Annotated in this window: 17 protein-coding genes and 1 pseudogene; 9 read left to right on the plus strand and 9 right to left on the minus strand. The window is 69.1% G+C overall.

The window, feature by feature from the left end:
- Positions 1–272: 272 nt before the first annotated feature.
- Positions 273–1,706: a sulfatase-like hydrolase/transferase gene (locus tag QU603_RS03175; RefSeq protein WP_308493045.1), complete on the plus strand. Its 1,434-nt coding sequence runs from the start codon at positions 273–275 to the stop codon at positions 1,704–1,706.
- A 33-nt stretch (positions 1,707–1,739) separates the two neighbouring features.
- Here QU603_RS03175 and QU603_RS03180 read toward each other — a convergent pair whose 3' ends face one another.
- From QU603_RS03180 to QU603_RS03190, 3 genes are read right to left on the minus strand one after another with little or no spacing between them, the layout of a single operon-like run.
- Positions 1,740–2,771 (minus strand): LacI family DNA-binding transcriptional regulator, encoded by a 1,032-nt coding sequence (locus QU603_RS03180; protein ID WP_308493046.1) that lies wholly within the window; start codon positions 2,769–2,771, stop codon positions 1,740–1,742.
- Positions 2,768–4,615, minus strand: a complete 1,848-nt coding sequence (locus QU603_RS03185; protein ID WP_308493047.1) for an MBL fold metallo-hydrolase — start codon at positions 4,613–4,615, stop codon at positions 2,768–2,770. The genes QU603_RS03180 and QU603_RS03185 overlap by 4 nt, the downstream gene beginning before the upstream one ends.
- On the minus strand, positions 4,612–6,393 hold the full coding sequence (locus QU603_RS03190) for a hypothetical protein (RefSeq protein ID WP_308493048.1): 1,782 nt from the start codon (positions 6,391–6,393) through the stop codon (positions 4,612–4,614). Before QU603_RS03190 ends, QU603_RS03185 begins: the two co-directional genes overlap by 4 nt.
- 127 nt (positions 6,394–6,520) lie before the next feature.
- Here QU603_RS03190 and QU603_RS03195 point away from each other — a divergent pair, with 127 nt between their 5' ends.
- Positions 6,521–7,990: a beta-N-acetylglucosaminidase domain-containing protein gene (locus tag QU603_RS03195; RefSeq protein ID WP_308493049.1), complete on the plus strand. Its 1,470-nt coding sequence runs from the start codon at positions 6,521–6,523 to the stop codon at positions 7,988–7,990.
- On the opposite strand, the gene QU603_RS03200 is transcribed toward QU603_RS03195, so the two are convergent.
- From QU603_RS03200 to QU603_RS03215, 4 genes are read right to left on the minus strand one after another with little or no spacing between them, the layout of a single operon-like run.
- Positions 7,980–9,419 (minus strand): alpha-amylase family glycosyl hydrolase, encoded by a 1,440-nt coding sequence (locus tag QU603_RS03200; protein ID WP_308493050.1) that lies wholly within the window; start codon positions 9,417–9,419, stop codon positions 7,980–7,982. The genes QU603_RS03195 and QU603_RS03200 overlap by 11 nt on opposite strands.
- Positions 9,416–10,081, minus strand: a complete 666-nt coding sequence (locus tag QU603_RS03205; RefSeq protein WP_308493051.1) for an aspartate/glutamate racemase family protein — start codon at positions 10,079–10,081, stop codon at positions 9,416–9,418. The genes QU603_RS03200 and QU603_RS03205 overlap by 4 nt, the downstream gene beginning before the upstream one ends.
- Positions 10,078–10,941 (minus strand): hypothetical protein, encoded by an 864-nt coding sequence (locus tag QU603_RS03210; protein ID WP_308493052.1) that lies wholly within the window; start codon positions 10,939–10,941, stop codon positions 10,078–10,080. The genes QU603_RS03205 and QU603_RS03210 overlap by 4 nt, the downstream gene beginning before the upstream one ends.
- A 25-nt stretch (positions 10,942–10,966) precedes the next feature.
- Entirely contained in the window at positions 10,967–12,343 is a 1,377-nt protein-coding gene (locus QU603_RS03215; RefSeq protein ID WP_308493053.1) for an FGGY family carbohydrate kinase, read from the minus strand.
- 83 nt (positions 12,344–12,426) lie between these two features.
- Here QU603_RS03215 and QU603_RS03220 point away from each other — a divergent pair, with 83 nt between their 5' ends.
- Positions 12,427–13,182 (plus strand): DeoR/GlpR family DNA-binding transcription regulator, encoded by a 756-nt coding sequence (locus QU603_RS03220; RefSeq protein ID WP_308493054.1) that lies wholly within the window; start codon positions 12,427–12,429, stop codon positions 13,180–13,182.
- A 39-nt stretch (positions 13,183–13,221) separates the two neighbouring features.
- On the opposite strand, the gene QU603_RS03225 is transcribed toward QU603_RS03220, so the two are convergent.
- Positions 13,222–14,088 (minus strand): FAD-dependent oxidoreductase, encoded by an 867-nt coding sequence (locus QU603_RS03225; RefSeq protein ID WP_308493928.1) that lies wholly within the window; start codon positions 14,086–14,088, stop codon positions 13,222–13,224.
- Positions 14,043–14,735, minus strand: a pseudogene (locus QU603_RS03230) (FAD-dependent oxidoreductase); the annotation flags it as partial. The pseudogene QU603_RS03230 and the gene QU603_RS03225, both read right to left, overlap by 46 nt.
- Positions 14,736–14,984: 249 nt before the next feature.
- On the opposite strand from QU603_RS03230, the gene QU603_RS03235 reads away from it, so the two are divergent.
- From QU603_RS03235 to QU603_RS03260, 6 genes are all read left to right on the plus strand, one after another.
- Positions 14,985–15,929 carry a carbohydrate ABC transporter permease gene (locus QU603_RS03235; RefSeq protein ID WP_308493929.1) on the plus strand — a complete coding sequence of 315 codons (945 nt, stop codon included), beginning with the start codon at positions 14,985–14,987 and terminating at the stop codon, positions 15,927–15,929.
- On the plus strand, positions 15,929–16,876 hold the full coding sequence (locus QU603_RS03240; protein ID WP_308493930.1) for a carbohydrate ABC transporter permease: 948 nt from the start codon (positions 15,929–15,931) through the stop codon (positions 16,874–16,876). The genes QU603_RS03235 and QU603_RS03240 overlap by 1 nt, the downstream gene beginning before the upstream one ends.
- A 134-nt stretch (positions 16,877–17,010) precedes the next feature.
- On the plus strand, positions 17,011–18,414 hold the full coding sequence (locus QU603_RS03245) for an ABC transporter substrate-binding protein (RefSeq protein ID WP_308493055.1): 1,404 nt from the start codon (positions 17,011–17,013) through the stop codon (positions 18,412–18,414).
- Between the two features lie 96 nt (positions 18,415–18,510).
- The gene (locus tag QU603_RS03250) at positions 18,511–20,970 is read left to right on the plus strand and encodes a glycoside hydrolase family 38 N-terminal domain-containing protein (protein ID WP_308493056.1); all 2,460 of its coding nucleotides are present in this window, start codon (positions 18,511–18,513) and stop codon (positions 20,968–20,970) included.
- On the plus strand, positions 20,967–22,817 hold the full coding sequence (locus QU603_RS03255) for an ABC transporter transmembrane domain-containing protein (RefSeq protein WP_308493057.1): 1,851 nt from the start codon (positions 20,967–20,969) through the stop codon (positions 22,815–22,817). Before QU603_RS03250 ends, QU603_RS03255 begins: the two co-directional genes overlap by 4 nt.
- The gene (locus QU603_RS03260; RefSeq protein ID WP_308493058.1) at positions 22,817–24,574 is read left to right on the plus strand and encodes an ABC transporter ATP-binding protein; all 1,758 of its coding nucleotides are present in this window, start codon (positions 22,817–22,819) and stop codon (positions 24,572–24,574) included. Before QU603_RS03255 ends, QU603_RS03260 begins: the two co-directional genes overlap by 1 nt.
- The last annotated feature ends 34 nt before the right edge of the window (positions 24,575–24,608 follow it).

Consider the following 24,608-nt stretch of genomic DNA (forward strand, 5'->3'; position numbering starts at 1 on the left):
CCCGAGGATTTCCTCGTCGAGAGCGTGCTGCTGCCTCAGCGGCAAGAGAAGGTCTCGAACGGAGTGCGGCTCTGGTATGGCATCGACGAACTGAGGGTGAAGGTGAAGAAGCCGGCGCGCGTCGTGATCACGAACGCGTCGCTCGGTCACCCAAGCCCCGAGTTCAGCCAGACACACAAAGAGGCGATATGCAATCGATCCCATATCGCTTATCATCGGGATGTCGTCTCCGCATGATCGTGACGGCCGAAAAGCATAGGGCGAGGAGGGCGATGGACGGTCCGGGACGGCCCGATGTGCTGGTGATCGAGTGTGATTCGTTGCCGCCGGACCTCGTCGGCGCCTATGGCGATCCGAACGGTGCGACCCCGCACATCGACGCCCTCGCCGCCGGTGGCGTGCGCTTCGACGCGTCGTGCAACGCACCGCTGTGCACGCCGTCGCGTGCGTCGATGATGACCGGCCGACTGGGCAGTCGGCTGGACTGCTTCGACAACGCGAGCGAGTTCTCGTCGGAGCATCCGACAATTGCACACGCGTTCCGGGCTCTTGGCTATGCCACCGCGATCGTCGGGAAGATGCACTTCATCGGCAATGACCAGCATCACGGTTTCGATGAGCGCATCGCGTTGGATACCGACTACAGCCGGGGTTACGACCCGCAGCTCTATGCGCTCGCGTACGACTGGGATACGCCGAGCGCCGGCAACCTGAACAGTCCGCAGATGATGGGCGGCTCCTACGTCGCGGAGGAGTCGTCGGGCGCGTACCGCACGCGATACAGCCGGGAGTTGCACGATGCGAGGGACGCCCGCATCCATGAGGCGGCACTCGAATACCTGGGCAGGGACCACGATGGCCCGTTTCTGGCCGTCGTCTCGTACCACGCGCCCCATAATCCGTTCTGGGCGCCCGACGACGAGGTCGCCCGGTTCCGCGGGGCACGGCCCCTGCTCCGCCCCGAGGCGGCGCCGGAAGCCGGCGCGATGGACCGGTGGCTCAACGACTTCCATTACGCGCGCGAAGTGCGGCAGCGGTTCATGGCACCGGAGAACCTGCGATGGATGTACGCCACCGTCTACGCGATGATCGCCGAACTCGATCGGCGCGTGGGCGAACTCATCGCCGCGCTGCCGCGTCCGGATGCCACCATCGTCGTCTTCGTCAGCGACCACGGCGACATGCTCGGAGATCGTGGGATGCTGCAGAAGAGGGCCTTTTACGAGCGCTCGGTGCGCGTACCGCTGGTCATCGGCGGACCGGGCGTTGTGCCCGGCATCCGCACGCGGGTGCCCGTGAGCCTCGTGGACCTGCTTCCGACCCTGAGCGCACTCGTCGGGGCACCCGTTCCGCCCGAACTCGACGGCGTCGATCTGTCGCCCGCTCTGCGCGGAGGCGCCGTGCCCCGGCATCCCATCGTTGCGGAATATCACGGCGAAGGCGTACACGCGCCCTGCTTCCTCCTGAGAGACGGCACTCACAAGTACACGCTGGTCCACGGATACGACGAGCATCTGTACGACATCGGGGACGACCCCGGTGAGCGCCGGGACCTCGCCGGCGATCCCGCGCACGCCGCCCTGCTGCGCAGTCTGCGCTCGCGGCTGTTGCGCGTCGTCGACCCCGAAGCCGTGGCGAGACGCGCACGCGCGTCGCAACGTCGGCGCGCGTTCATCCATCGTGCCTGGTCCGCCCCCGTCGGGTGATCTCGATGGATTCGACCGAGAGTCGACGCGGATTCAGAGTGCCGTCGCCCGCGGCGCGGCGATCGACCCGCGATCAAGGAACGAGGTGGGCAGCACGATCGTATGCACGGGGGCGCTGGGCGATTCCACCCGCGCCACGAGCGTGCGCACGGCAGCCGCGCCGAGGCCAAGGGTGTCCTGATGCCGCACGGACACGCCGGGACGGACCATGCTCATCCACGGGGCGTCGTCGAATCCGATGACGCTGAGGTCGTCGGGGACCGACAGCCTCAGCGCCTGGGTCGCGCGCCATACGCCCTCGGTGAGCACGTTGTTCGCGGTGAACACGGCAGTCGGGGCCCCCGGCCGGGACAGCAGCGCTATCGCCGCGGTCGCCGCTGCCGCGGCATCCCATCCCGCTTTCAGAATGAGCGAGGCATCGGAGCGGATGCGGCGCGCCTCGAGCGCGTCAAGGTACCCCCGTTGGCGCTCGGCGCCGGTTGTCCACTCGGTCTCATCGATCATGAGGGCGATGCGCTCGTGCCCGAGCGCCAGGAGCACCTCGGTGGCCTCGCGGGCGGCCGCTCGATTATCGACGACCACGGCGTCGGTCCCGGCAGGGTCGAAGCGTCGGTCGACCTCCACCAGCGGCACCCCTAGACGCGCGAGGAACGGGGCCAGCGCGGGCGAGACCGGTGTGGCGATGACCCCGGAGACGCGGGACGCAACCAGGGTCTCGGCAGCATCCAGCTCATCGCTAGACTGGCCATGCAGGTCGACGAGCACGATCGAGCGGCCGATCGTGCGTGCCTCGGCGCCGATCCCCGAGGCGAGTTCGGCATAGAACGCATTGCGCAGGTCGGACAGCAGCACCCCGATCGAACGGCTAGTGCGCTGTTTCAGGCTCTGCGCGGTCGTGTCCACGACGTAGCCGAGTTCGTGGGCGACCGCGCGCACGCGCTCGCGCACCTCCGGCGCGGCATAGCCGTTGCCCGACAACGCCCGCGACGCCGTCGAACGCGACACCCCCGCCGCCGCCGCAACATCCTTGATCGTGGCACGCGCGAACGCGCGCTCCTGCGTCATGTCTCGACCGCTGCGACGTCGACGATGGCCTCCGCATGCTGCCCGAGCCGGAGGTGTCCGACGGTGACGTCGACGGCGAGGCGCTGTCGTCGGCCCGCAGAGCCGACGACGACGGTGAACTCCACGGTTGCCTCCTCGTTTGGACCCAGCTGCGCCGTCTTCTCCCCGGCGGACGAGCGCCAGTCTATCGGCAGCGCCAAGCGCAGTTGCGCCTCGCAGGCCTCTGCGTGCGGGTTGCGCACATGCACGGAGTAGACGAGCGTGTCGCCGACGCGTGCGTGTGAGCGATAGGGGGAGATGCGGGCCACCTGACCGTCGACGCCTATGTCCAGCTCGTCCAGCGGCAGCAGCCGGTGATGCACGTCGTCGACCTCCTGGCCCACGGCGACGAGGTAGTCCAGGTAAGCCGCATCCGCCCACCGCGGCTCCCAGTGCCCCGACGCCATCAGGCCGGGCGCGATGCGGCGGTACAGGGCCGCGCTGCGCGGGTAGTCGCCCAACCGGAACAGGTTGCGGTACTGGTAGTTCATGATGTCCCGACGGCCGTCGCGCCCACCCAGGCCCTCCTGCTGGTCGCCGGTGAACACGACCGTCACGCCGTCGATCACGGCGCTGTAGGCCACGGCGTACAGCGTGTGACCGGGTTGCGCGTGCGCAGTGAACTCGTACTCGTTCCACGCGAACGGCCGGTCCAGCGGCAGCACGCGGTCGGCGACGATCGGGTCGTACCACTGGCAGGGCAGGTCTTCCCGCCACGGGTCGGCCAGGGTCGGCGCGACGTTCTCCGGGATCCATAGGCGGGTGCCTTCAACCTCGCGCAGCAGCGGCATACCGGCGACATGGTCGTCGTGGTAGTGCGTGGGCAGCGCAACCGTGATACGGGTCACTCCGTGGTTGCGCCGCAGTGCGGGCAGCGATGCGAGCCAGGGGCGCCGGGCGGCGCGCTCCTGGCCGAGGACGATCCCCGTCGTCATGTCGTACCCGTAGTCGATGACGAGCGCCTCGCCGGTCTCGGAGAGCACGACGTACGAGCAGGACATCGACGTGCGATTGAGAAGCAGATGTGAGGTGAGGGCGAGGAAGGGATCGTCCAACCGCTCGGTGAGTGCCCAGGGGTACGAGCGCCGGCTGTCGACATACGTCTGCATCGCGTCGCCCAGCTGGGTAAGTGCCTCATGCGGGTCGTGCATCACGTCGCCGTGCGACGGTGCCAGCATCGTGGGCTTCTCGCGATCGAGCAGGATGCTGCTGAGCACGGTCATCCCCGGCCCCTCGTTCTGCGTGTATGACCACTGCGTCGCGGCGAGCGACCACACCTTGCCCGGCGCGTAGATGAGATCGCCGGTGAACGCGATGCGCTGGCCGTCGCGGTCGAGGAGGTAGGAGACCGAGCCCATCGTGTGGCCGGGCGTCGGCAGGACGCGGACCGTCGCCGGATCCAGCGACAGCTCTCGGTACTCGGGGACTGTCGCGTGCACCGGCACGGACTGCAGCAACGAGAAGCGGTCCTGCCGCAGGTTGTAGTCGTTGTCGAGCTGTCGGCTCGCCCACATCTCCTCGACGCGGTCGAACAGCTCCACCTCGACCGGCGGCACATGGATGCGCGAGCCGTGCGCGACGGCCAGCGGCAGGCCCTGGCCTTGGTCGCGGTGGTGATGGGTCATGAGCACGTCGGTGACTGAGCGGATGCCGAGGCCTGCCAGGTGATCGAGCGCCAGGCCGGAGCCGAAGTCGATCGCGATCGCGTCGCGCTCACCGGCGGCCGCAGTCGGATCGACGATGAGGTACACCGCGCAGGTGTCGTCGATACGCCAGACGCCGCGTGCGATCTCGACAGGGGTCATCCCAGGGCCTTTCGATAATCGTCCCACGATGCTCTGACCTCGGCGAGGTCGTCTGCGGTGATGGCTTCGTCCTCGCGCACGCGTTCGAGGTAGTACAGCGCCGGCACACCCAGTGTCGGCTGTAACCGCGTGTAGTCCAACCACTGCGCACGGCTGGGCATCGGCCACTGGTCGGTGTCGATGGGATGATGCGGGAGCACACCGGAGACGATCGCGTGACGTGCCGTCAGCTGCAGGGCCGCCGGCACCGGCTCCCCGGTCGTGTCGCGTTCGAGCACGTCGTTGGTGCGGACCATGTCGGTCACGTCGCCGAACGACGGGTGCACGGTGTGGGTGACCACGAGGGCATCGGGCTTGGCGGCCTTGGCCGCCCCATGGATCTCGGCGACGAGCCTGTGCAGTGCGGCGATCCCCCAGACCCCATCACTGTCTGGGGCCGTCCGCAGCGTCCGTCCGCTGGGTGCGCGCTGGGTGAAGTCGACTTTGAATCCGTCCGCATCCAGCCCATCGGGACCGATCAGACGCGCGACGATCGCGCGCAGGCGCGCCCGGTAGGCGGGGCTGCCGGGATCCGCGGCGATGGGTCGGCCCGCGGCATCCGTCACGCATTCCTCGGCGGGGAGGCCTGCCGGGTCCCAGGCCTTCCACCACAGCAGCACGCGCCGGTCCCCGGCGTGCTGCTGCGCGATCCACCCGCGCAGGTCGGGCCACGCCTGCGGGTCGGGCTCTGCCGTGCCGTACTCGTGCTGCCAGCGGTCGTCTACGACGATCGTCCCCGGCGCGAGGCCGGCCGTGTGCAGGATCTCGAGGAACTCGTCGTACAGCTCCTGAGTGCACAGGTCCGGCGCGGGAGCGCCCCCGCGTGCGACCTGCGCGCCCCAGCCGCAGAACAGCGGTTGCCGCCACCACGGCTCGACGTGCGGACCGTGCGACGGTGCGAGGCCGTGCGCGACCAGGTCGTCGCGGAACGCGGTGAGGGCGTGGTGCGCACCGTCCACCGGCCGCAGCACGACGGTGGGGGAGCTCCAGGTGTCGTCGACCACTGTGTGGCCCTCGTACGGCAGGCGCAGCAGGAATCCGCCGTCCAGTGGCTCGTAGCGCAGCGCGGTGAACCGCAGCTGGTCGACCGGGGCGCGCAGTGAAATCGCGAGCCAGGGGCCGTCGGGGGGATCCAGCGGCCCCTCCGCCGCCGCACGCGACCAGGCCAGGGTCAGCGGCGGCGGGGAGAAGATGCCGTGCACGCGGCCGGGGTCGGCGTCTCCGACGACGCCCAGCGATGCCGCCTGTGTCGCGGGGCGCATGAACGCCACCGGCTCGGTGGGGGTGGGCACGTACAGCGATGCCGCGTCGATCGACGACCGGAACGTGCCCGATGCGCCGGTGGGTAGGATGCCGTCGCCTCCGGCGACCGTCACGTCGGTGAGGTCGCCGGAGCCGACGGCGACCAGGGTGAGTTCGATGGCGTCGGGCGTGCATCGCACCTCGAGAGTGCGCGCGGCCCAGTGGCTTGACGAGGTGCGCACCCGGACGACGACGTCGTCGCCGTCGCGGGTCACGGCGGGCTCGTCGATCGACGTGGTCTCGTCGGGCGACTGCGTGGTGTGGACGCTGGACAGCACACACAGCCGGGTCCAGCGGTCGCCGCGCCGGTCGCGCAGCTCCAAGTACGGCGAGCGCACGACGCCACGGGGGCCGGTTGACCAGGTGAGGGCATAGGACGCGCCGGTTATCGTCGTACGCTCGTCCGTGTTCGTCAGCGACAGAGGTAGTCGGGCCACGACCATATCCTATGTGGCCACGTTCCCAGTGTGGTAGCGTTCCCATGTGCCCACGCGGTCGCTCTCTGATGCCCTGGCCGGCCTGGTCCCGCTGCCTGTTCGGGCAATGGCGGCACAAGGTACTGCGATGCCCGACGTGCTGCCCGGCGGAGAGCACGTGCACGAGCCGGCTCTTGGACCGGAGGCGTATCGACTCGACGTGGTCGGCGGCCGCGCCAGGATCACCTCATCGACGGCGCGCGGCGCGGACCATGCCCGCCAGACGCTGCGAGGGCTCGCCGACGCCGAAGGCCATGTGCCCGACGTGTCGATCGTCGACGCCCCCGCGCTCGCACACCGTGGCATCATTGAGGGGTTCTACGGTGAGCCGTGGAGCGACGCGGAACGGATCGCGATGTTCGGGTTCGCCCGCCGGGTGAAGCTGAACTCCTATGTGTATGCGCCGAAGGACGATCCGTATCACCGCGAGCGCTGGCGCGAGCCCTATCCGGACGCCGATCTCGCGCGGCTCGCGCGCCTGGCGGCATCGGCGGCCGGATCCGGGATCAGCTTCGTGTTCGCGCTGCACCCGGCGGGATCGATGCGGTTCTCCGATGACGCCGAGCACGAGCTGCTGGCGGCCAAGTCGCGCCAGGTGGCGACCACCGGCATCCGTCGCTTCGCCCTGCTGTTCGACGACGTGCCCGCGGCGCTCGTTCATGCCGCGGATGCTGCGCGCTTCGGTGCCGGCGCGGCAGGTCTGGGCACCGCCCACGCCGAGGCCGTGGTGCGGTTCGCGCGAGCGGCACCCGTTGGCGTGCCCGCGCCGTTGGTGGTGCCCACCGACTATGCGGGGGTCGACCTCACCGATTACCGGCGGGCGTTCGTGCGCGACCTGCCGCGCGACGTGCTGACCTGGTGGACCGGCCGCGACATCGTGGTGGGAGAGGTCACGCGCGCCGACATCGACGAGGCCGGTGCGGTGTTCGGCGACCGCCTCGCCCTGTGGGACAACTATCCGGTCAACGATTTCGACCGCGGCCGTGCGTTTCTTGGCCCGTTGACCGGACGCACCACGCACCTGGCGGGCTCTGCCCTGCGCGGCGCGTGGGCGAACCCGATGGTGGAGTGCGCGCCCAGCGCTTTCGCGCTGGCCACGTTCGCGGACTGGGCGTGGAACCCCGTCGGCTACGATCCGGCCCGCTCGGCGCGCGCCGCGCTGCCGCTGGTGGCCGGCGCCGACCATGAGCGCCTGGCACCGCTCGTGCGCACGCTGTCGTCGTGGCCGCCGTCTGCGCCGATGGATCCGGAGCTGTCCGCGCTGACCGAGGTCGCGCTTTCCGGTGGCCGTATCGAACCGCTGCGTGCGCGCCTCGCCGAGCTGGCGGCGCTGGGCGACATGCGCGGCGACACCGACCTGATGCGGGCGCTGCGGCCGTGGCTGGATGCCGCCGGTGCTGTGGGCCGCGCCGGCCTTGCCGCCGTGCGCCTTCTGAGTGGTGAACCGGGCGTGTCCGTCGAGGCGGTCACGCAGGCGCTGGATGCGGCGGCAGGGCACCCGGCGAAGGTCGCCGTCGATGTCGTGCGCACCCTCGCCGATGCTCTGCTCAGTCGCTGAGCGGGTGACGGACACCGTCCACGACGATCTCGAACGAGGGGTCGTCCACGCGCAGACGCAGGCCGGCCTCATGCAGCCCGTTACGCCACTGCAGCGATAAGGACGCAGGGTCGGGGGTCGACCACGAGAAGGAGCCGTCGAACGCTGGATGTCGGCGCAGCGCGGCGAGTTGCAGCTGGCCGCGGGTGACCGGGGTATCCAGCGCCCGCCGCACCTCGTCGGGCGTGTAGCGGTGCCTGTTCACGTCGCGGCCCTGGCCGGTGCGGAGGAACTGCACGCGGTCGTCCTCTCCGCCCAGCAGCCCCACATAGTAGAACTGCGGCTCCCCGGGAATGAAGATCTGCAGTGCCCGGGCCAGCAGCATGCGGCGCGGGTCGGCGCCCAATACGCTGAAGAACGTCGCATTGATCTGGTGCGGCATGCTCGCCCAGGTGGGAGTGACCGACGCAGCTGTGGAGTGCCCATCGGTCGCGACCGCCGCGCGGGCGAACACGTCGGCCATCTCCTGCTCGCTGAGGAGACCGGCGCGGCCGGCGGCCGGTCCCGCATCGATGACGCCGATGCCGTCGTGGGTGTCCAGCACGGTCACGGCGTTGGACGGGCGCACCGCCAGCCACTGCGCGAGCCGGTCCACGGTGCCGGTGGCCAGCGAGTGGAGCAGCAGCGGCGGCGTCGCGAAGTCGTAGACCAGGTCGACCAGGGGCGCGATCCGGCGCTGCTGATCGGTGTGCGCGTGCACCTCGACCAGCACTCGGATCCCACGTGCACGGATCAGGGCGGTTGCCTGTGTGACGAAGGCCAGCGTGTCATCGGTCATGAACGAGTCGGTGCCCGGCGTCTTTACCGCGTACCCCACGGCGTCCAGCCGCGCGGTCGAGACACCGCCGGCGGCAAGCGCGTCTGCGAGGCGCTCGAGATAGGCGATACCCGCCGGGTGGCGCACGTCGATGTCGACCTGAGTCGGCATGAACGTCGTCCACACCAGTCGGCGGCCGTCGTCGCCGGAACGATACGGGGTGAACGGCACGCCGGGCCGCGGCCGATAGAACGCGGCGATGTCGGCTTCGCGGGCGCCGTCCGGGAAGACCGTGTCGAACGTCAGGAACATCCCGTGGTGCGCAGAGCGCTCGCCGTTGCAGATCCAGTCGATGAATTCATCGGAGTGCGCGGAGACGTGATTGACGATCAGGTCGGCGGTGACGTCGGTGTGCGCACTGATCGCGCGGATGTCGTCCCAGCCGCCCAGCCGGGGGTCGACCGCGCGATGGTCGATCGGGTCAAATCCGGCGTCGTCGCCGTCGTACGGCGAGAAGAACGGCAGGATGTGCACGCCGGTGAACACGGCCAGTTCCTCATCGAGCAGACGATCGAGCCCGCGCAGGTCGCCGGCCAGGCGGTCGGCGTAGGTGAGCAGGGAGACGCCGCTCATCGTATGGCGGCGAGTCCGTCGACGAACGCAGCGGCCCCCGACTCCGGCGAGGTCAGCACGCGGGGGTCGGCTCCGGCGGCCGGCGCCATCGACGCCTGGGCAAGCACCGTCACGTCGGCATCGACCGCGCGCAGCGCCGCGGCGATGAGCGCGTCATGCCGGGTGGCATCGCCCGCCGCGCGCGCGTCGGCGGCGCCGGGCACCACGGTCGCCGTCACGGTCACGGCGTCCGGCCCGGGTACGAAGCGCTCCACGAGGCGCTGTGTCGGCCCCAGTGTGGCGGCCAGGGTGGCCAGCACGGCGACGCGGCCGGGCCGGCCGTGGGATGCGCCGGCCGCCATGGCGCGCCCAATGGCCGTGCGCGCCATGGCGGTGTCAACGCGGGTCAGCGGCACGCCGGTGATGGCCGCGGCATCCTCCGCTGCCTCGCCGATCGAGGAGCAGGTCACCAGCACGGCCTGGGCACCGGCGCGGATGAAGGCGTCGAGGTGGCCGGCGACGCTGGCACGCACGCGATCGGTGACCTGGCCAGCGGCGACGGCCTCGGCCAGCAGCGCGGGATCGACCACGTGGACGATGTCCAGGTCAGCACGGCGCGAGAGCAGCAGGTCGTGGAAGACCACCGCCAGGCCCGGGACAGTGTGCAGGATGCCGACCCTCATGCCGCGCTCCACGGGCGGGCCGCCGCGTCGACGGTGTCGATCAGCGACTGCAGGCGCGGCACGGAGCGCTCGCGCAGCCGGCCGGGCACATCGTCGCTGCCGACGATGTCGCTCCACAGCGCGCGCCCGGCGAGGAAGCCGCTGGCGCCCTCGAGGCAGGCCGCGCGCACGGCCGCCTCGAACCGGCGCTGTGCGACGCCTTGCGACAGCACGACCCACGGTCCGGTCATGCACTCGTTCAGGGCCGCACTGGCGGTGCGCTGCTCGTGCTCGTCGCCTTCGCCTGCCAACGGCACTTGGGCCTTGTACAGATCGGGTCGCAGCGGGGCGAGCTCGCGTGCGGCCTCCCGGATCGCGGCATCCCGGTCCTGGTCCTCCTCGTCCGGAGCAATGCGCACGACCGGCTCCAACACCGAGAGCACGCCGCGCTGCCGGGCGAGGGCGATAAACCGCTCGGCGAGGGCGACGCGCTCCGGGCGGCGCTCGTCACGCCGCCAGATAATGAGCAGCTTCAGCGCCGCGACGCCGTCGAGGGCGGCGCCGGCTACCGCGTCGTCGATCTCGGTCTCTTCGACAGGGCCGCCGTCGGCTTGATCCAGCGCGTCAGCGGCCAGAATCAGCCCCGCCGAGGCCGGGAGGACGCGGCGGACGCGTTCGAAGCCGTAGTGTCGGTCGATCAGGAAGCCCGACGCGAGCGGGCCGAGCGCGGCGGCCACGGCGGCCTTGAAATCGATGAGCACGTCGTCGGCGGGACGCCCGCGTCCGGCGAGGTCGAACATGTGTCGCAGGCTCTCGCGCTGGTCCATTGCCACCATGGCGAACGTGCCCGTGGGGCGGGCGATGGCATCGAGGGTCGTCATTTCTCTCCTTCGGAAGGGATGGATGCTACGGATCGAGCGCCGCAGCGAGGAATCGGTCGTACGCGGCCTCGAGGCCGTCGGAGGCGCTGGGCGTGCTCTCGACGGTGTCCAGGACCAGGGTGTCGGCGGCCAGCCCCGCCCGCACAGCGGCGAGCAGGGCAGCCCCGGCGGCCACGGGTTCGGTCGCCGTGCAGCGGCGCACGTGCGCCCTGCCGGCGGCTGCGGTCAGCGGTGCCCATGCTGGGATTCGTTCGGTCAGCGAGCCGAAAAGGACGATGCGGTCGGCGTCCATACCGGTGTGCCGCTGCATGGCGGTGCGCATCCAGCGGGAGTGCAGCACGAGCGATTGGAGGATGCCGCGCTCCAGGTCGCCGGTTTCAATCGGCGTGCCAAGAACGCGCAGGTGGGCATTGGGGTTCGGATGTGGGCACTGCCGGCCGCGCGGATACGGCAGCACGGTCACGGGGCTCGTCGACCAGGTGTCCGTGCCCTGTGCGGCGAGGGTCGGCAGCGGTGAGTCCGGCCACTGCACGAGCAGCGCGCCGCACGCCGCATTCCCGCCCATGACCGTGGCGTGGAGGTCGTCGACGGTGCGGCCGACGCTGAAGCCGTCGCGCACGGCGGCGGCGGTGTCCACGTGCTCGGTGATGGCCATGACGGCCTCGGCGGTGCCGAGCGAATCGGCGACGTCGCCGACCTGCCGCGCTCCGGCCGCCCATGCCCCCACGGCATGGTCGTGGCCAGCGATGTACACCGGTACGCCTGCTGGCAGGCCGAAGGCGCCGCCGGCCCGGCCCGCGGGTTCGCCGGGCGCGAGGATGCCTGGCAGCACTTCCGGCGCGAGGCCGAGTTCGGCCAGCAGTGCGGCATCCCAGCGCCGCTGGGGCGCGTCCGGATCGAGCATCATCGTGCGGGCGGCCAGCGTGTGATCTGTGGCGTGCGCACCGGTGAGCGCAGCGGCGGCGAGGTCGGCGACGCCCTGCCATCGCCGCATCCGTGTGAGTACCTCGGGCGCCCTCTCGCGCAGTCCGTGCAGGACCACCAGTGCCGGCTTGGGGGTGTCGGGGATCCCGGTGCGTTCGGGCAGATGCGGGTGACGCGTCCGCAGTCGTGCATGTGCGGCGTGCGTGTGTGTGCGGTCCCAGCGCAGCAGGGGGGTAAGCGCGGTGCCGTCCTCGTCCAGGGCGACGCCGGTCTCGGCCATCGAGGCGATGCCCACGGCTGCGACCTGGGCATCGGCGGCGATATCTCGCAGAAGGCGCCCCACGGTGTCGCGCAGGGCCGGCACGTCGTCGGGCGTCGCGGCCCGGCCCACCCGGAGCACCCGACAGCCGTCGGCGACGTCGACCAGCACCGCCTTCGTGGTGGTGCTGCCGAGGTCGAGACCGAGGGCGATCGTCACGTCGCCATTCTGTTACAAATCGAACATTTTGGCAATTATGTTCAGAGATTGACATCCGCTGCCGGACTGGCTTGGATGAGAGCATGCGCTACACCAGTGCCCCAGCGCGCAGGGTGGAACTCGAGCGGCTGCTCGCCTCCGAGGGCTACGTCTCCTCGGCCGACGCCGCGCTTCGGATGGGTGTCTCGGAGATGACGATTCGCCGAGACCTTCGGCTCTTGGAGGTGGACGGCCGCGTGCGCAGGGTCGCCGGAGGAGCAGCGCCCGTTGGCGCAGGAATGCCCTTCGAACGGCGCGACGAGGTGGACGGATCATACAAGCGGCTCATTGCCGAGGCCGCCGTCGCTGAGATTGCCGGCTGTCGCACGGTTGCACTGGATGCTGGGACCACCGTCGCGGCCATGACGCCGCTGTTGCGGGCCGAGACCGTCGTCACGCATTCCCTGCCCGTCATTACCGCGCTCGCTTCACGCCGCCCGGAGTCGCTCGTGGCCGTCGGGGGGCATTACCAGGTCGACACGCGCGCGTTCGCCGGACCGTTCGCGGAGGCGATGCTGCGCAACGTCCGCACCGATGTCGCCGTTCTGTCGGCGACCGCGCTGACGGCCGATGGGCTTTGGGGGACAAACGCGCTGGATGCCGCCATCAAGCGGATCCTGGCCGCGCAGGCGGAACGCGTCGTCGTCGTCGCCGACGGTGCGAAGCTCGGCGCACGCGCCCCGCTACGGATCGCCGACACCGCCATCGCAGACGTCGTAGTCACCGACGCACGCGCCGACGTCGCAATCGTCGCTGCGCTGCGCGCGCGAGGGCTGACCGTGTCGATAGCCGCCCGCTAACAACCGCCGCATCCAACGGGCGGGAAGGCCGGACACGGCTCAGACTGACAGCACCGCGCCGTGCGCGCGCAGCCGGTCCTGCAGTTCTGCGATGTCGATGTCATGGATGTCGACGCCCCGGCGTGTCGCGAGCGCGGCGGCGGTTCCCGCGGCCTGTCCGAGCATCTGATACTGCGGCTCCATGCGGATCGATGAGAACGCCACATGCGAGGCCGAGACGCACACGGCCGCCAAGAGGTTGCGGCAGTCGTCGCGCCGCGGCAACAGCGCCCCGTATCCGATGCCGTATACCGGCACCGGTACGGAGAGATAGCCCTCGGTGAACACCATGGCGACCGGGCGCGGGTGCTCGTGCACCCAGCGCCAGACCCGCTGGACCTCCCGGATGTCGAGGTGGTACGAGCCGAGCGCCACGACGTCGGTGGGCAGTCGGCCCGCACGCAGGTCGTGCTCGGTCAGCAGCGACTCGCCGAGCATGCGCCGTGCCTCGCGCACGTACAGCTGGTGGGGCAAGTGGTCGGTGTCGGCGAACTCGTCGCGGGGCAGCCCCCAGTGCTGCATCTCGGTACGCACCGGCGCGGGCACGCCGGGGTCGTTGGCGAGGAACCAGAGGAAGTCCTCGGCGTGGCGGAGGTGGTGGAGGCGCACCTGTTCGCGTCGGGCCGCGGATGCCGTCGGATACTCCCATGCGCTTCCTCGAGCACGTTCAACGAGAACGGGCCGAGCGAGTTGCCGTCGACCTTGCCCGCGGGAAGGTTCGGTTCGAGCCCCACATAGTGCCCGGCCGGCCGGATGTCGCCACGTCGTTCGGCGGCGTGGAACAAGCGTCGTCCGAGCTCCCAGTGCGTGTCGTCGAAGCCCGCGCGGCGTCGGAACGGTACGCGGTCGGCTGCGGTGGTCATGCACACCCGGTAGCCGTACGACATCACGCCGCCATCGCCCGCACCGACCTCGGCGAGCGGCTCGTCGCGGATCTGCGGGAGGATTGCGCCCTGCTGGATGCCCCTCACGTCAGCAACGAACGGCGAGATCCACGGTGGTGTCGCGTGCCGGCCCGGCAGGAGCTCCTGCCGCCCCGCGAACAGCTCGCCGTATTGAGAGCGGCCCTCCCGCCCCACCGTGGTGGGCACCCCCGATGCGGCCAGAAGGTCGCCCTCGTAGCCAGCATCGATGTAGACCCCGGCCCGGATCGTGCTGCCGTCGTGGAGGCGGACGCCCTCGATCCGGCCGGTGCCCTCCACGCTTGCCAGCGACACCCCGAAGACGACGCGGACCCCGGTGGCTTCCAGCCAGCGCGTAAAGATCGCCTCCGCGACGTGAGGCTCGGGGCCGGCATAGTGCCCGACCGGCACGCCGTAGTGATCGGCCACCGCCTGGCGAAACTCGGCCGCCATGCCGCCGAGGGTTCGTGGATCGCCGACATCCGTGTAGCCGAGCCCGCCGCTGGTCATCCCGCCGACGTGGTGGCCGGGTTCGGCCAGAATCACCTGGGCGCCCGCGCGTGCGGCAGCGACCGCCGCACACACGCCGGCGGCCGTCGCTGCGTACACCATGATCTCGGCGTCCACCCGCTGCCCTCGCTCCTCGTTCGGGGTCCTTCGGGGTCCCCGTCGTCCAGTCTGTGACGTGATCGGATCGGTCACCGACCCTGTTGCCAACACCGCGATCTCGTTCTATAGTCAACCCATGTGGTAACGATGCCACACTATATCGACAACGCCGGAGGTACCACTCATGGGCACGACTCTAACCGTGAGGATCCGACCGTGAGCGTCGGCGCGAACGTCGTCACGACCGAGGCTCTGACGACGGCCGGCGCGCCAGGTCGGCACCGCCGTAAACGGGTGCGGGACCACTACAGCAAGCGTGAGGCCATCGCAGGTTACCTGTTCATCTCGCCGTGGATCATCGGGTTCCTCATCTTCACCGCCTTCTCGATGCTGTATAGCCTCTATATATCGTTCAGCGACTACAACCTCGCCACGAATACCTCTCGCCCCGTCGGGTTCGACAATTACGCGCAGCTGATCGAGGATCCGAAAGTCATCCTGTCGCTGGGCAACACCCTGTACTTCGCCGTGATCGCCGTTCCCGCGGAGATCATTGTGGCCCTGCTGCTGGCGATGCTCCTGGATAAGATGACCCGTGCGAGCGGCTTCTTCCGCACCGTCTACTATCTGCCCAAGATGACTCCGGCAGTGGCGACCGCCTCGGTGTTCTTCCTCCTGCTGAACGGCAACAGCGGCGCGGTCAATAAGTTCCTGGGTCTGCTCGGCATCCAGGGGCCGCAGTGGCTGGTGGACCCGGCCTGGGTCAAACCGAGCATCGTGCTCATGACGTTGTGGGCCGTCGGCGGGACCATGGTCATCTTCCTCGCGGCGCTGAAGAACGTGCCCACCGAGTTGTACGAGGTCGCCTCGATCGACGGGGCGGGCGCGTTCCGCAAGTTCTGGACCATTACGCTGCCTATGATCTCGGGCGCCCTGTTCTTCAACGTGATCGTGCTCTCGATCGCGGCGTTCCAGGTGTTCGACCAGGCCTTCGTGCTGTTCTGGAACAACCAGAGCACGAGTTCGCCGGACGCCGCTCTGTTCTACGGCATCTACCTGTTCCAGCAGGCGTTCCAGCAGTTCAACTTCGGCTTCGCCGCTGCGATGGCGTGGCTGATGTTCGTGATCATCCTCATCGTCACCGCCATTCAGGTGAAGTTCAGCAGCAAGTTCGTCTACTACGAGGGAGACCGCTGATGTCGTTGCGGCAAGAGACCCCGGGGCTCGCGCAAGCAGTGCCCGAGCAGGCGGCCGCGCTGACGCCGCCGGTGAAGCGGCGCCGGCCGGCGTGGCTGCGCACACCGCAGACCTTTCTAGGCAAGCTGATCCTCGCCCTGGTCGGGGTTGCCGTGTCGCTGCTGTTCCTGTATCCGTTCATCTGGCTGCTGGCGGCGAGCTTCAAGCCGCGTGGCGAGGTGTTCGACAACCGGTTGATTCCGAAGACGTTCTCTCCGGGGAACTATGTCGCGGTGTGGGACCAACTGCCGCTGCTGAGCTGGATCGGCAACAGCGTCGGGATCGCGATCCTCGCCGCAGTGGCCGTCGCGGTGTCCAGTTCCATCGTCGCGTTCGGATTCGCATATTTCCGATTCCCCGGCCGCAATATGCTGTTCGGCCTGGTGCTGGCCACCATGATGCTCCCCGGCGCGGTCACGATGATCCCGATCTATCTCATCTGGAAGGACATCGGGCTGCTGGGCACCTGGGCGCCGCTGTGGGCGGCCAACCTGTTCGGGTCGGCGTTCTATATCTTCCTGCAACGACAGTTCTTCCTCGGTCTGCCCAAAGAGCTGTTCGAGGCCGCGCGGCTGGACGGCGCCAGCTATTGGGGGTTGTTCTGGCGCATCGCGATGCCGCTGTCGATCCCGTCGTTCATCATCGTGCTGCTGTTCGAATTCCAGGCCAGCTGGAACAATTTCCAGGGTGCCTTGATCTATCTGAACGCCGGCACGCCGGACGGCTTCACCGCGCCTCTGGGCATCTCGTATGCGATGGCGCTGTTCAACCCCTCGTCGGGTGGCCACGGAGACTACCAATACGTCATGGTGGCGTCGCTGATCGTCACCCTGCCGATGCTCATCCTGTTCGCCTTCGGGCAAAGGTACTTCGTCGAGGGGATCGCCACGACGGGCCGGAAGGGGTGACGCAGGACTGGCATCGTTGTCAGGTCTCGCAGTATCACAATCGCATAAACTCGCGGAAACACCTTGTTCCCGACGATCGCTCACCGCTACGGTGATGTGGGAAGGTTCCCACATTTGGGTCACGATGGAGTGGAATGGCCGGTGTACCGGTCCAGGAAAGGAAAGAAATGCGCAAGCAACTGATCGGGCTGCTGGCTCTGGGGGCAGTCGCAGCGATGACGCTGACAGCCTGTTCCTCCGGCGGCGGCACGGGCAAGACCGGTGGCTCTGACGTCGACTACAGCGCAAAGCCGAGCGGCACCCTCAACGCCTGGGCGTTCAACAACGCAGATGATGTGGGCAAGGCGCGCCTCGGCTATGCGGCGGCGCAGCTGAAGGGCGTCGACGTGAAGATCGACGGCTCCGGCTTTGACCCGCAGAAGTTCACGACGCGACTGGCCAGCGGGAACGTGCCTGACATCGTCCAGCTGGATCGTCCGAACGTCACACAGTACGCGGCTCAGGGACTGCTGATGCCGCTGGACGCTTGCTTCAAGGCGCGTGGCGTCGACCCGCAGAAGCGGTGGTACCCGTACGTCGTGGACGACGTGACATACAAGGGCAAAGTGTGGGCGGCGCCGCAGTTCTACCAGCCGCCGGCAATCCTTCTCAACATGGACGTGCTCAGGGCCGCAGGGGTGACCCCGGACCAGATCGACACCTCGAAGCCGGATGTCTTGCTGCCCGCCATCGCGAAGATGTACAAGGCCTCCGGTGGCGTGCCGACCACCTTGGGCCTGGATCCCGACGTCCCCAACAACGACGGGCTTTGGGTGCTGGGCATGGGCGGCCAGATTACCGACGCTGACGGTAAGCCGACGCTCGACGACCCGAAGAATGCTGCCGGCATTGATCTTCTGAAGAAGATCATGGATGCCCAGGGAGGCTACGCGAAGGTCAAGAGCCTCAAGGACTCGTTCGACGCCTTCGGCGACAACAACCAGTTCGTGGCCAAGCAAGTTGGGGCCGACGTCTACGCGCAGTGGTACCCGAACGTGCTCTCGCCGTATCTCGACAAGATCGACCTGCAGGCGGTGCCGTTCAAGGGCTCCGACGGCAAGCCGTTCTCAGTTGCCGGTGGCACGTCGTTCGCGATCCCGGTTGGGGCGAAGAACCCCGTTGCCGCGTGCGCTTGGATGGATGAGATCACGAACCTTGACTCCTGGATCGCCGCCGAGGAGGCCCGCGTGGCGACCCTGAAGAAGAATGGCGGTATCAACACCGGTCTGTTCACCGGTTCGCCGGAGGCCGACCAAAAGATCCGCGACGGATACGTCAAGCCGTCGGGCAACGCCGACTTCGATCAGGTCATCCAGACGTACTACGGCGTGCTGGACTATGGCAAGACCTTCGGCTCGTCGCCGGCGGGCCAGACCATCACGCAGGAGCTGGCCAACGCCGTCACCTCCGTCCTCCTCGGCGAGAAGTCGACGGATCAGGCGCTGAAGGACGCGCAGGCAGCGTCCTTGCGCGCGTACGACAACGCCACCAAAGGCTAATCGCGCAGCACAGGGGCGGGCGGCCGTGGCCGCCCGCCCCTGTGCACGGCCCCGGACCGGCACTGCTCGGCAACGTCGAATCGAGAGATCGTCTCCATGTCCATTCGCCAGATCCTTCTGGTTCCGCACACCCACCATGACGTCGGCTACACGAACAGCCCGCGCATCATCGACGAGATGCACGCACGGATCGTCGATCGCGTCCTCGACCTCGCCGGTGCCCCCTCCGCCGGGCCCGACGATTTCCGCTGGACGTTCGAGGTCGCTCGTCCGGTCATCGCTTTCATGCGCGACGCCCCGGCGGAGCGACGCAGACTCTTGGCCAGGCTGGTCCACGACGGCCGGATCAGCGTGACTGGCGGCTATCTGAACATGACGCAGTTGCCGAGCGCCTTCGAGTATGCGGTCGGGTACGACGCGCTGGGTGGCTTGCGGGAGGCCGGGCTGACGATCCGGACGCAGCAGCACGGCGACGTCAACGGGCTGTCCTGGGGCACCGTCGACCAGATGCTCGACGCCGGCATCACACGGCTGGTCATGGCGTTGAATCCCGATCACGGACGGCCACCCTTCACGCAGCCCTCCGGTTTCCGCTGGATCGCCCCGACTGGGCGCAGTGTCTTCGTCTGGCTGTCCACCCACTACGGATTCGGTGAGGAGTGGGGCATCATCGACGGCGACGTGCCCCTTGCCATGGGCAGCATCGAGGGGTTCCTGCAGCGGCTGGGCGCGCGCGCGGACTACCCGTGGGCGACCGCCCTGGTGCACGCGGCCAACGACAACCGATGGCCGACCGATCGTTTCCTCGATATCGTACGGGCGTGGAACGCACGGCATCCTGGCATCCCGATGCGCACGGCGACGATGGACGAGGCGCTCGACGAGTTGGAGGGAGAGTCGACCGGCTTTACGCTGCCGACGGTGCGCGGCGAGTGGGCCGACTGGTGGTCGCACGGTCATGGTTCGACAGCGCGCGAGGTCGCTGTCTACCGCGAGGCGCGGACATTCGCGCGCCTCGCGCGCGGTACTCTGTCGCTTGCGCGACTGCAGGGTGAGCGCGATGTCCCCCTGGCGGAGGTGCTCGGCTATCGACGAGGTCCGGTGCGGCTACGCGCGGCCGACGAGGTGCAGCGTGCGCTCGCGCACGTGGACGAGCAGCTGCTGCTGTACGGCGAACACACCTGGGGCAGCTGGGAGACGTACTCGAAGCCGCACTCGACGTTCAGCCATTCGAGTCACAACGCGAAATCCGCGTTCGCGTACGATGCGTTCGACCACGCTCGCGACCTCGCGATCGAAGGGTGGTATCGCGCCGTCCATTCCGGTGCGGGTGCAGCGCAGTCCGAGCGGATCGTCGTAGTCAACACGACGGAGACCGATCGTGTCGAGCTCGTCGACGTGGAGGTCGACGGCGTCCGTCGCGTGTGCGTACCCGCAGCGGTTCCGGCGTTCTCCGTGGCCTCGTTTCCCGTGCCGGCGTCCGTGGAGCCGGTGGATGCGACAGGCCCCCTCCGCGCCGGCAGCTACACGGTGCTGGTCGATCCCCGCCGCGGCGGAGTGGTCTCGCTCCGAGACGAGACCACCGGCCGCGAGCTCATCGACCCGGATGCCCTGGGGGGCCTGGGCTCGGTCGTCGTGGGCGTCGTCGGCGCGGGATCATCTCATCCCATGATCACGACCTCGCCCAAGATGTTCCACCCGGACCATCCCGGTCCCCAATTCGAGCGGCGGCTCGCGGTCGGGGCCGGTCCGGTTCGCATCGAGCGCGGCGATGCGACCACGCGCATCCGATGGCGTACCGGGATCCCCGGCATCCTCAGCGCTCATGCCGCTCTGACGATCGCTGACGGCGTTCCCGACATCGATGTCGACGTGCACGTGGACAAGTCCGAACGATTCGTTCCGGAGAGCGTGTTCGTGGTGTTCCCTTTCGCGGTGACCGACCCGCGGTTCCTGCTTGAGACGGCAGGCGCCGTCTTCGCGGCCGAGAGCGAGCAGCTTCCGGACACGAGCAAGGACTGGTACAGCATCCAGCACGCCGTCGGTGTCTGCGGCGACAGTGGCGGCATTCTGTGGGGCACGCGGGACGCGCCGCTCGTGCAGCTGGGCGGCATCCACACCGGAGAGTGGGCGCGGAAGCTACACGCATCGCATGGTCACGTGTACAGCTGGTTGATGAACAACCTGCATTTCACCAACTTTCAGGCGCGGCAGGAGGTCAATCGGACCTTCCGTTACCGGTTGCGGCCGGCCGTCCCTGCGCCGCATGACGTTCTCCGGTACGGTCGCGACCTGCTCGAGCCGTTGCAGGGCCGCCACCACCACCACGCGATCCTGCAGCCGTCTTCGGCCCCGCTTCGCGTGGAGCCGGTCGGACGACTCCTGGCCGAGCTTGCGCCGTCGGACGCCGCCGGAGTGCGGGTGCGCCTGCACAACCCCGAAGAGGACGCGATCCGTGCGTCGGTGATCCCGATGGTGGCGGGCTGGATCGGAGCGGATGTCGAGGTGTCGCCGCACGGCACGCGCGATGTCCTGGTCGTCCGCGTCGCACCATGACCGCGCCGCCGGTAGGCTCTTCGCCCCTGCGTCTGCTGCTGTGGCAGGCAGGACGTCAGCCCTGGACGCTGCTGGGCGGCGTCGCGTTCGGCATCCTCTGGATGCTGTGCCAGGTGGTCTGGCCGTTGTTCCTGGGTCGCGCGATCGACGCCGCCACGGCGACGGGGCTGGCTGGTGTGCTGCCGTGGTGTGCGGGACTTGCGGCGGTCGCCGTGGCGCAGGCGGGCTTCGCCGTGCTGCGGCACCGGATGGCCGTGTCGAACTGGCTGCGGTCCTCACTGTCTGTGTCCCGCATCATCGGACATCACAGTGCGGAGACTGGGACCGCGATGAGCACCGGCACCTCGGCCGGCGAGGTGGCCTCGACCATCGCCAACGATGCACTGCGGGTGGGCGAGATGTTCGACGTCACCGCCCGGTTCTCCGGCGGCGTGGTCGCCTACGTCGCCGTCGGTGTCGTGTCCATGTTGACCTCGGTGTCCCTGGGTCTGTTCGTCTTGATCGGGATGCCAGTGCTGCTGGCGATCCTCTCCTTGTTCCTGCGGCCGCTGCAGCGACGCCAACTGGCTTGGCGGCGGGAGCAGGGTACGCTCGCGGAGCTGGCGACCGACACCGTCGTCGGGCTGCGCGTGCTGCGCGGAATCGGGGGCGAGGAGGAGTTCCTCGCCCGATATGTGACGCACTCTGAGGAGCTGCGTCGCCGTGGCGTGGCTGTCGCCCGCCTGTCATCGTGGCTGGACGCGCTCCAGGTGCTGCTGCCCGGGCTCTTCATCGCGACGGTGGTGTGGCTCGGCGCGCGACTCGTGCTGGCCGGTCAGATCAGTGCGGGCGAGCTGGTCACGTTCTACGGGTATTCCGTCTTCTTGCTCATCCCGTTGCGCACCTCCGTGGAGGCGGCGATGGCGTTCTCCCGCGGATTCGTGGCGGTGGGGCGCGTGCTGGAGGTGCTCGGCGTGCAGCGCGCGGTCACCGACCCCGTCGACCCGGTTCCGCCACCCGCGCCCGGCGTGGAGATCAGGGATGTGGCCTCCGGGGTGGAGATCGCCGGTGGCCTGTTCACGGCTCTGGTCGCCGAAGACCCGAGCGCTGCCGCGCGCGTGGCCGTGCGCTTGGGTCGGTTCGACGACAGCGTGCATCGCGACGCCCCCGTGCTGTGGGGCGGCATCGACCACACGCGGGTGCGCGTCCACGACATCCGCGAGCGCATCGTGGTCAGCAGCGCGACGCCGCATCTTTTCGCCGGCACGTTGCGGGACGGCCTCGACGTGCGCGGCGTGAGCCGCGGGCACGCGCCGATGCCTGCGGACGGACCACTGGATCGCGCGTTGGAGACCGCGGCCGCCCGCGACGCGATCGACGCCCTCCCCGCCGGTCTCGATGAGCACGTCCCCGAGCGCGGGAGCGTGTTCTCCGGGGGTCAGCGTCAACGACTGAGCCTGGCACGGGTGCTCGCGCTGGACCCGGAGGTGCTGGTGCTGATCGAGCCAACCAGCGCGTTGGACGCCAATACCGAGGCTGTAATCGCCCGCCGGTTGCGCCGCGCGCGTGACGGCCGGACCACGGTGATCGTCACCGAGAGCCCGCTGGTGCTCGGCCAGATGCACATAATCCATGTCATGAGCGGCGGCGTCGTGATTGGCACTGGCACCCACGATGATCTGCTGCATCGCACCGACCACGCCGCAGAGGTCTACCGCTCGATCGTGGCACGCACCGTGAACGAGGCCGAGCCGCCCGCGCAGCCGCGCCGGGATCCGGCGTGGACGGGAGCCATCGATCTCGCGTGGAAGCAGGCCGTGGCCACTGGGGCGATTCCCACGCAGGACACGCCCAGGGAGAAGAACTGATGTTGCTGCCCATCGCCGACGGACGTGCCCTGCGGACGACGATCGGTCGCTTGATCGCCCGCCATCGTCTGCAGCTGGCCGTCGTCGTGATGCTGCAGATCGTTGCGGCGCTGACCGGACTGGCCGGACCGCTCATCATCGGTCGCCTCATCGATGCGATGACGCGGGGCGCCGCGGACGCAGCCACCGTCGACCTCGCGCTCGTGATCCTGGCGACAACCGTGGTCGCGCAGGCGATCCTGACGCGCTTCGCTCAGTTGGCATCGCTGCGTCTGGGCGAGACGGTCTTCGCTCGACTTCGTGAAGGGTTCCTCGAGTCCGTTCTGGCACTGCCGTTGTCGACCGTCGAGATTGCCGGCACAGGCGACCTGCTGTCCCGGACCACGAGCGATATCGACTCGGTCGCGCAGATCGTGCGCTTCGGCGTGCCCCGTCTGCTCATCACCGGAGTCACGGCGATCCTGACGGCCCTGGCCGCTGCGTTCGTCAATCCGCTGCTGGCGTTGGTGCTGCTCGCCGGGGCACCTCTGCTGTGGGCGGGTACCCGCTGGTACATGAAGCGGTCCAAGGCCGGTTATCGGCGGCAGCTCGCATCGTACGGGCGGCTCGTGGGTGTGGTTGGCGAGACGGTTGAGGGCGCGCAGACGATCGATGCGCTTGACCTCGCCGAGGCGCAACGACGGAAGATCGACGACGCGCTGCTGGAGCGGCGCAACGCCGAGTGGTACACGCTGGGGCTGCGGTCGGTCTGGTATCCGGTGACGACGCTGGGCCTGCTGCTCCCAGTGGTGCTGGTCCTGCTGGTGGGAGGGATCATGATCGGCGGAGGTATCGCCACCGCCGGCCAGGTCGCGGCCATCGCCCTGTACTCCATGCAGTTGGCTGGTCCGGTCGAGGAGCTGGTGACCTGGATGGATCGCATCCAGGTGGGCACGACGGCGCTCGCACGCATCGTCGGCGTGGAGCAGGTACCGGCCGACCGCGAACCCGGTGACGCGCGCCCGCAGAGCGACCGGCTCGTCGCCGAGGACGTGCGGTTCTTCTACCGGGACGGCACCGAGGTGCTGCACGGGGTCGATCTTGCTCCGACGCCGGGAGAGCGGATCGCGATCGTGGGCCCCTCCGGGTCGGGCAAGTCGACGTTCGGCCGCTTGTTGACCGGCATCGCGGCGCCGACCTCGGGCAGGGTGAAGCTCGGCGGGGTGGAACTGACCCGACTGCCGATCCCGGAGCTTCGCGAGCGTGTCGCCCTGGTGACCCAGGAGCAGCACGTGTTCGTGGGCACGCTCGCCGACAACCTGCGGCTGGCCGCTCCGCAGGCGCTGGAGACCGAGCTGATCGAGGCGCTGCGGGTCGTCGGCGCGGCCGGCTGGCTGCGTGCCCTGTCGCAGGGGCTCAACACGCGCGTCGGCTCGGGCGGAGTCGTGCTCACGCCCGCCCAGGCCCAGCAGGTCGCACTCGCGCGGCTCGTACTGCTGGACCCGCAGACGCTCGTGCTCGACGAAGCGACTTCGCTGATCGATCCTCGTGCCGCCCGCGGACTCGAACGCGCGCTCGATCGTGTTCTGGAAGGCCGCACGGTCATCGCGATCGCGCACCGTCTGCACACCGCGCGCGATGCCGACCGGGTCGTCGTCATGCGCGACGGCCGGATCACCGAAGCCGGCTCGCACGACGAGCTGGTGGCGCTGGGCGGCGAGTACGCGGGACTGTGGAATGCGTGGCATGGCACCGCGGGGGAGCCTCCGACGCACTGACGGCGTGGCGTGAGCGACGAGAAGGCAGGAAAGA

The organism is Microbacterium terrisoli (assembly GCF_030866805.1).
In the GTDB taxonomy this organism is placed as follows: domain Bacteria; phylum Actinomycetota; class Actinomycetes; order Actinomycetales; family Microbacteriaceae; genus Microbacterium; species Microbacterium terrisoli.

Bases quoted from the DNA above. Each gene is read 5' to 3' on its own strand.
- QU603_RS03175 (WP_308493045.1), top strand. From the start codon at position 273: ATGGACGGTCCGGGACGGCCCGATGTGCTGGTGATCGAGTGTGATTCG.
- QU603_RS03180 (WP_308493046.1), bottom strand. From the start codon at position 2,771: ATGACGCAGGAGCGCGCGTTCGCGCGTGCCACGATCAAGGATGTTGCG.
- QU603_RS03185 (WP_308493047.1), bottom strand. From the start codon at position 4,615: ATGACCCCTGTCGAGATCGCACGCGGCGTCTGGCGTATCGACGACACC.
- QU603_RS03195 (WP_308493049.1), top strand. From the start codon at position 6,521: ATGCCCGACGTGCTGCCCGGCGGAGAGCACGTGCACGAGCCGGCTCTT.
- QU603_RS03200 (WP_308493050.1), bottom strand. From the start codon at position 9,419: ATGAGCGGCGTCTCCCTGCTCACCTACGCCGACCGCCTGGCCGGCGAC.
- QU603_RS03205 (WP_308493051.1), bottom strand. From the start codon at position 10,081: ATGAGGGTCGGCATCCTGCACACTGTCCCGGGCCTGGCGGTGGTCTTC.
- QU603_RS03210 (WP_308493052.1), bottom strand. From the start codon at position 10,941: ATGACGACCCTCGATGCCATCGCCCGCCCCACGGGCACGTTCGCCATG.
- QU603_RS03220 (WP_308493054.1), top strand. From the start codon at position 12,427: ATGCGCTACACCAGTGCCCCAGCGCGCAGGGTGGAACTCGAGCGGCTG.
- QU603_RS03240 (WP_308493930.1), top strand. From the start codon at position 15,929: ATGTCGTTGCGGCAAGAGACCCCGGGGCTCGCGCAAGCAGTGCCCGAG.
- QU603_RS03245 (WP_308493055.1), top strand. From the start codon at position 17,011: ATGGCCGGTGTACCGGTCCAGGAAAGGAAAGAAATGCGCAAGCAACTG.
- QU603_RS03250 (WP_308493056.1), top strand. From the start codon at position 18,511: ATGTCCATTCGCCAGATCCTTCTGGTTCCGCACACCCACCATGACGTC.
- QU603_RS03255 (WP_308493057.1), top strand. From the start codon at position 20,967: ATGACCGCGCCGCCGGTAGGCTCTTCGCCCCTGCGTCTGCTGCTGTGG.
- QU603_RS03260 (WP_308493058.1), top strand. From the start codon at position 22,817: ATGTTGCTGCCCATCGCCGACGGACGTGCCCTGCGGACGACGATCGGT.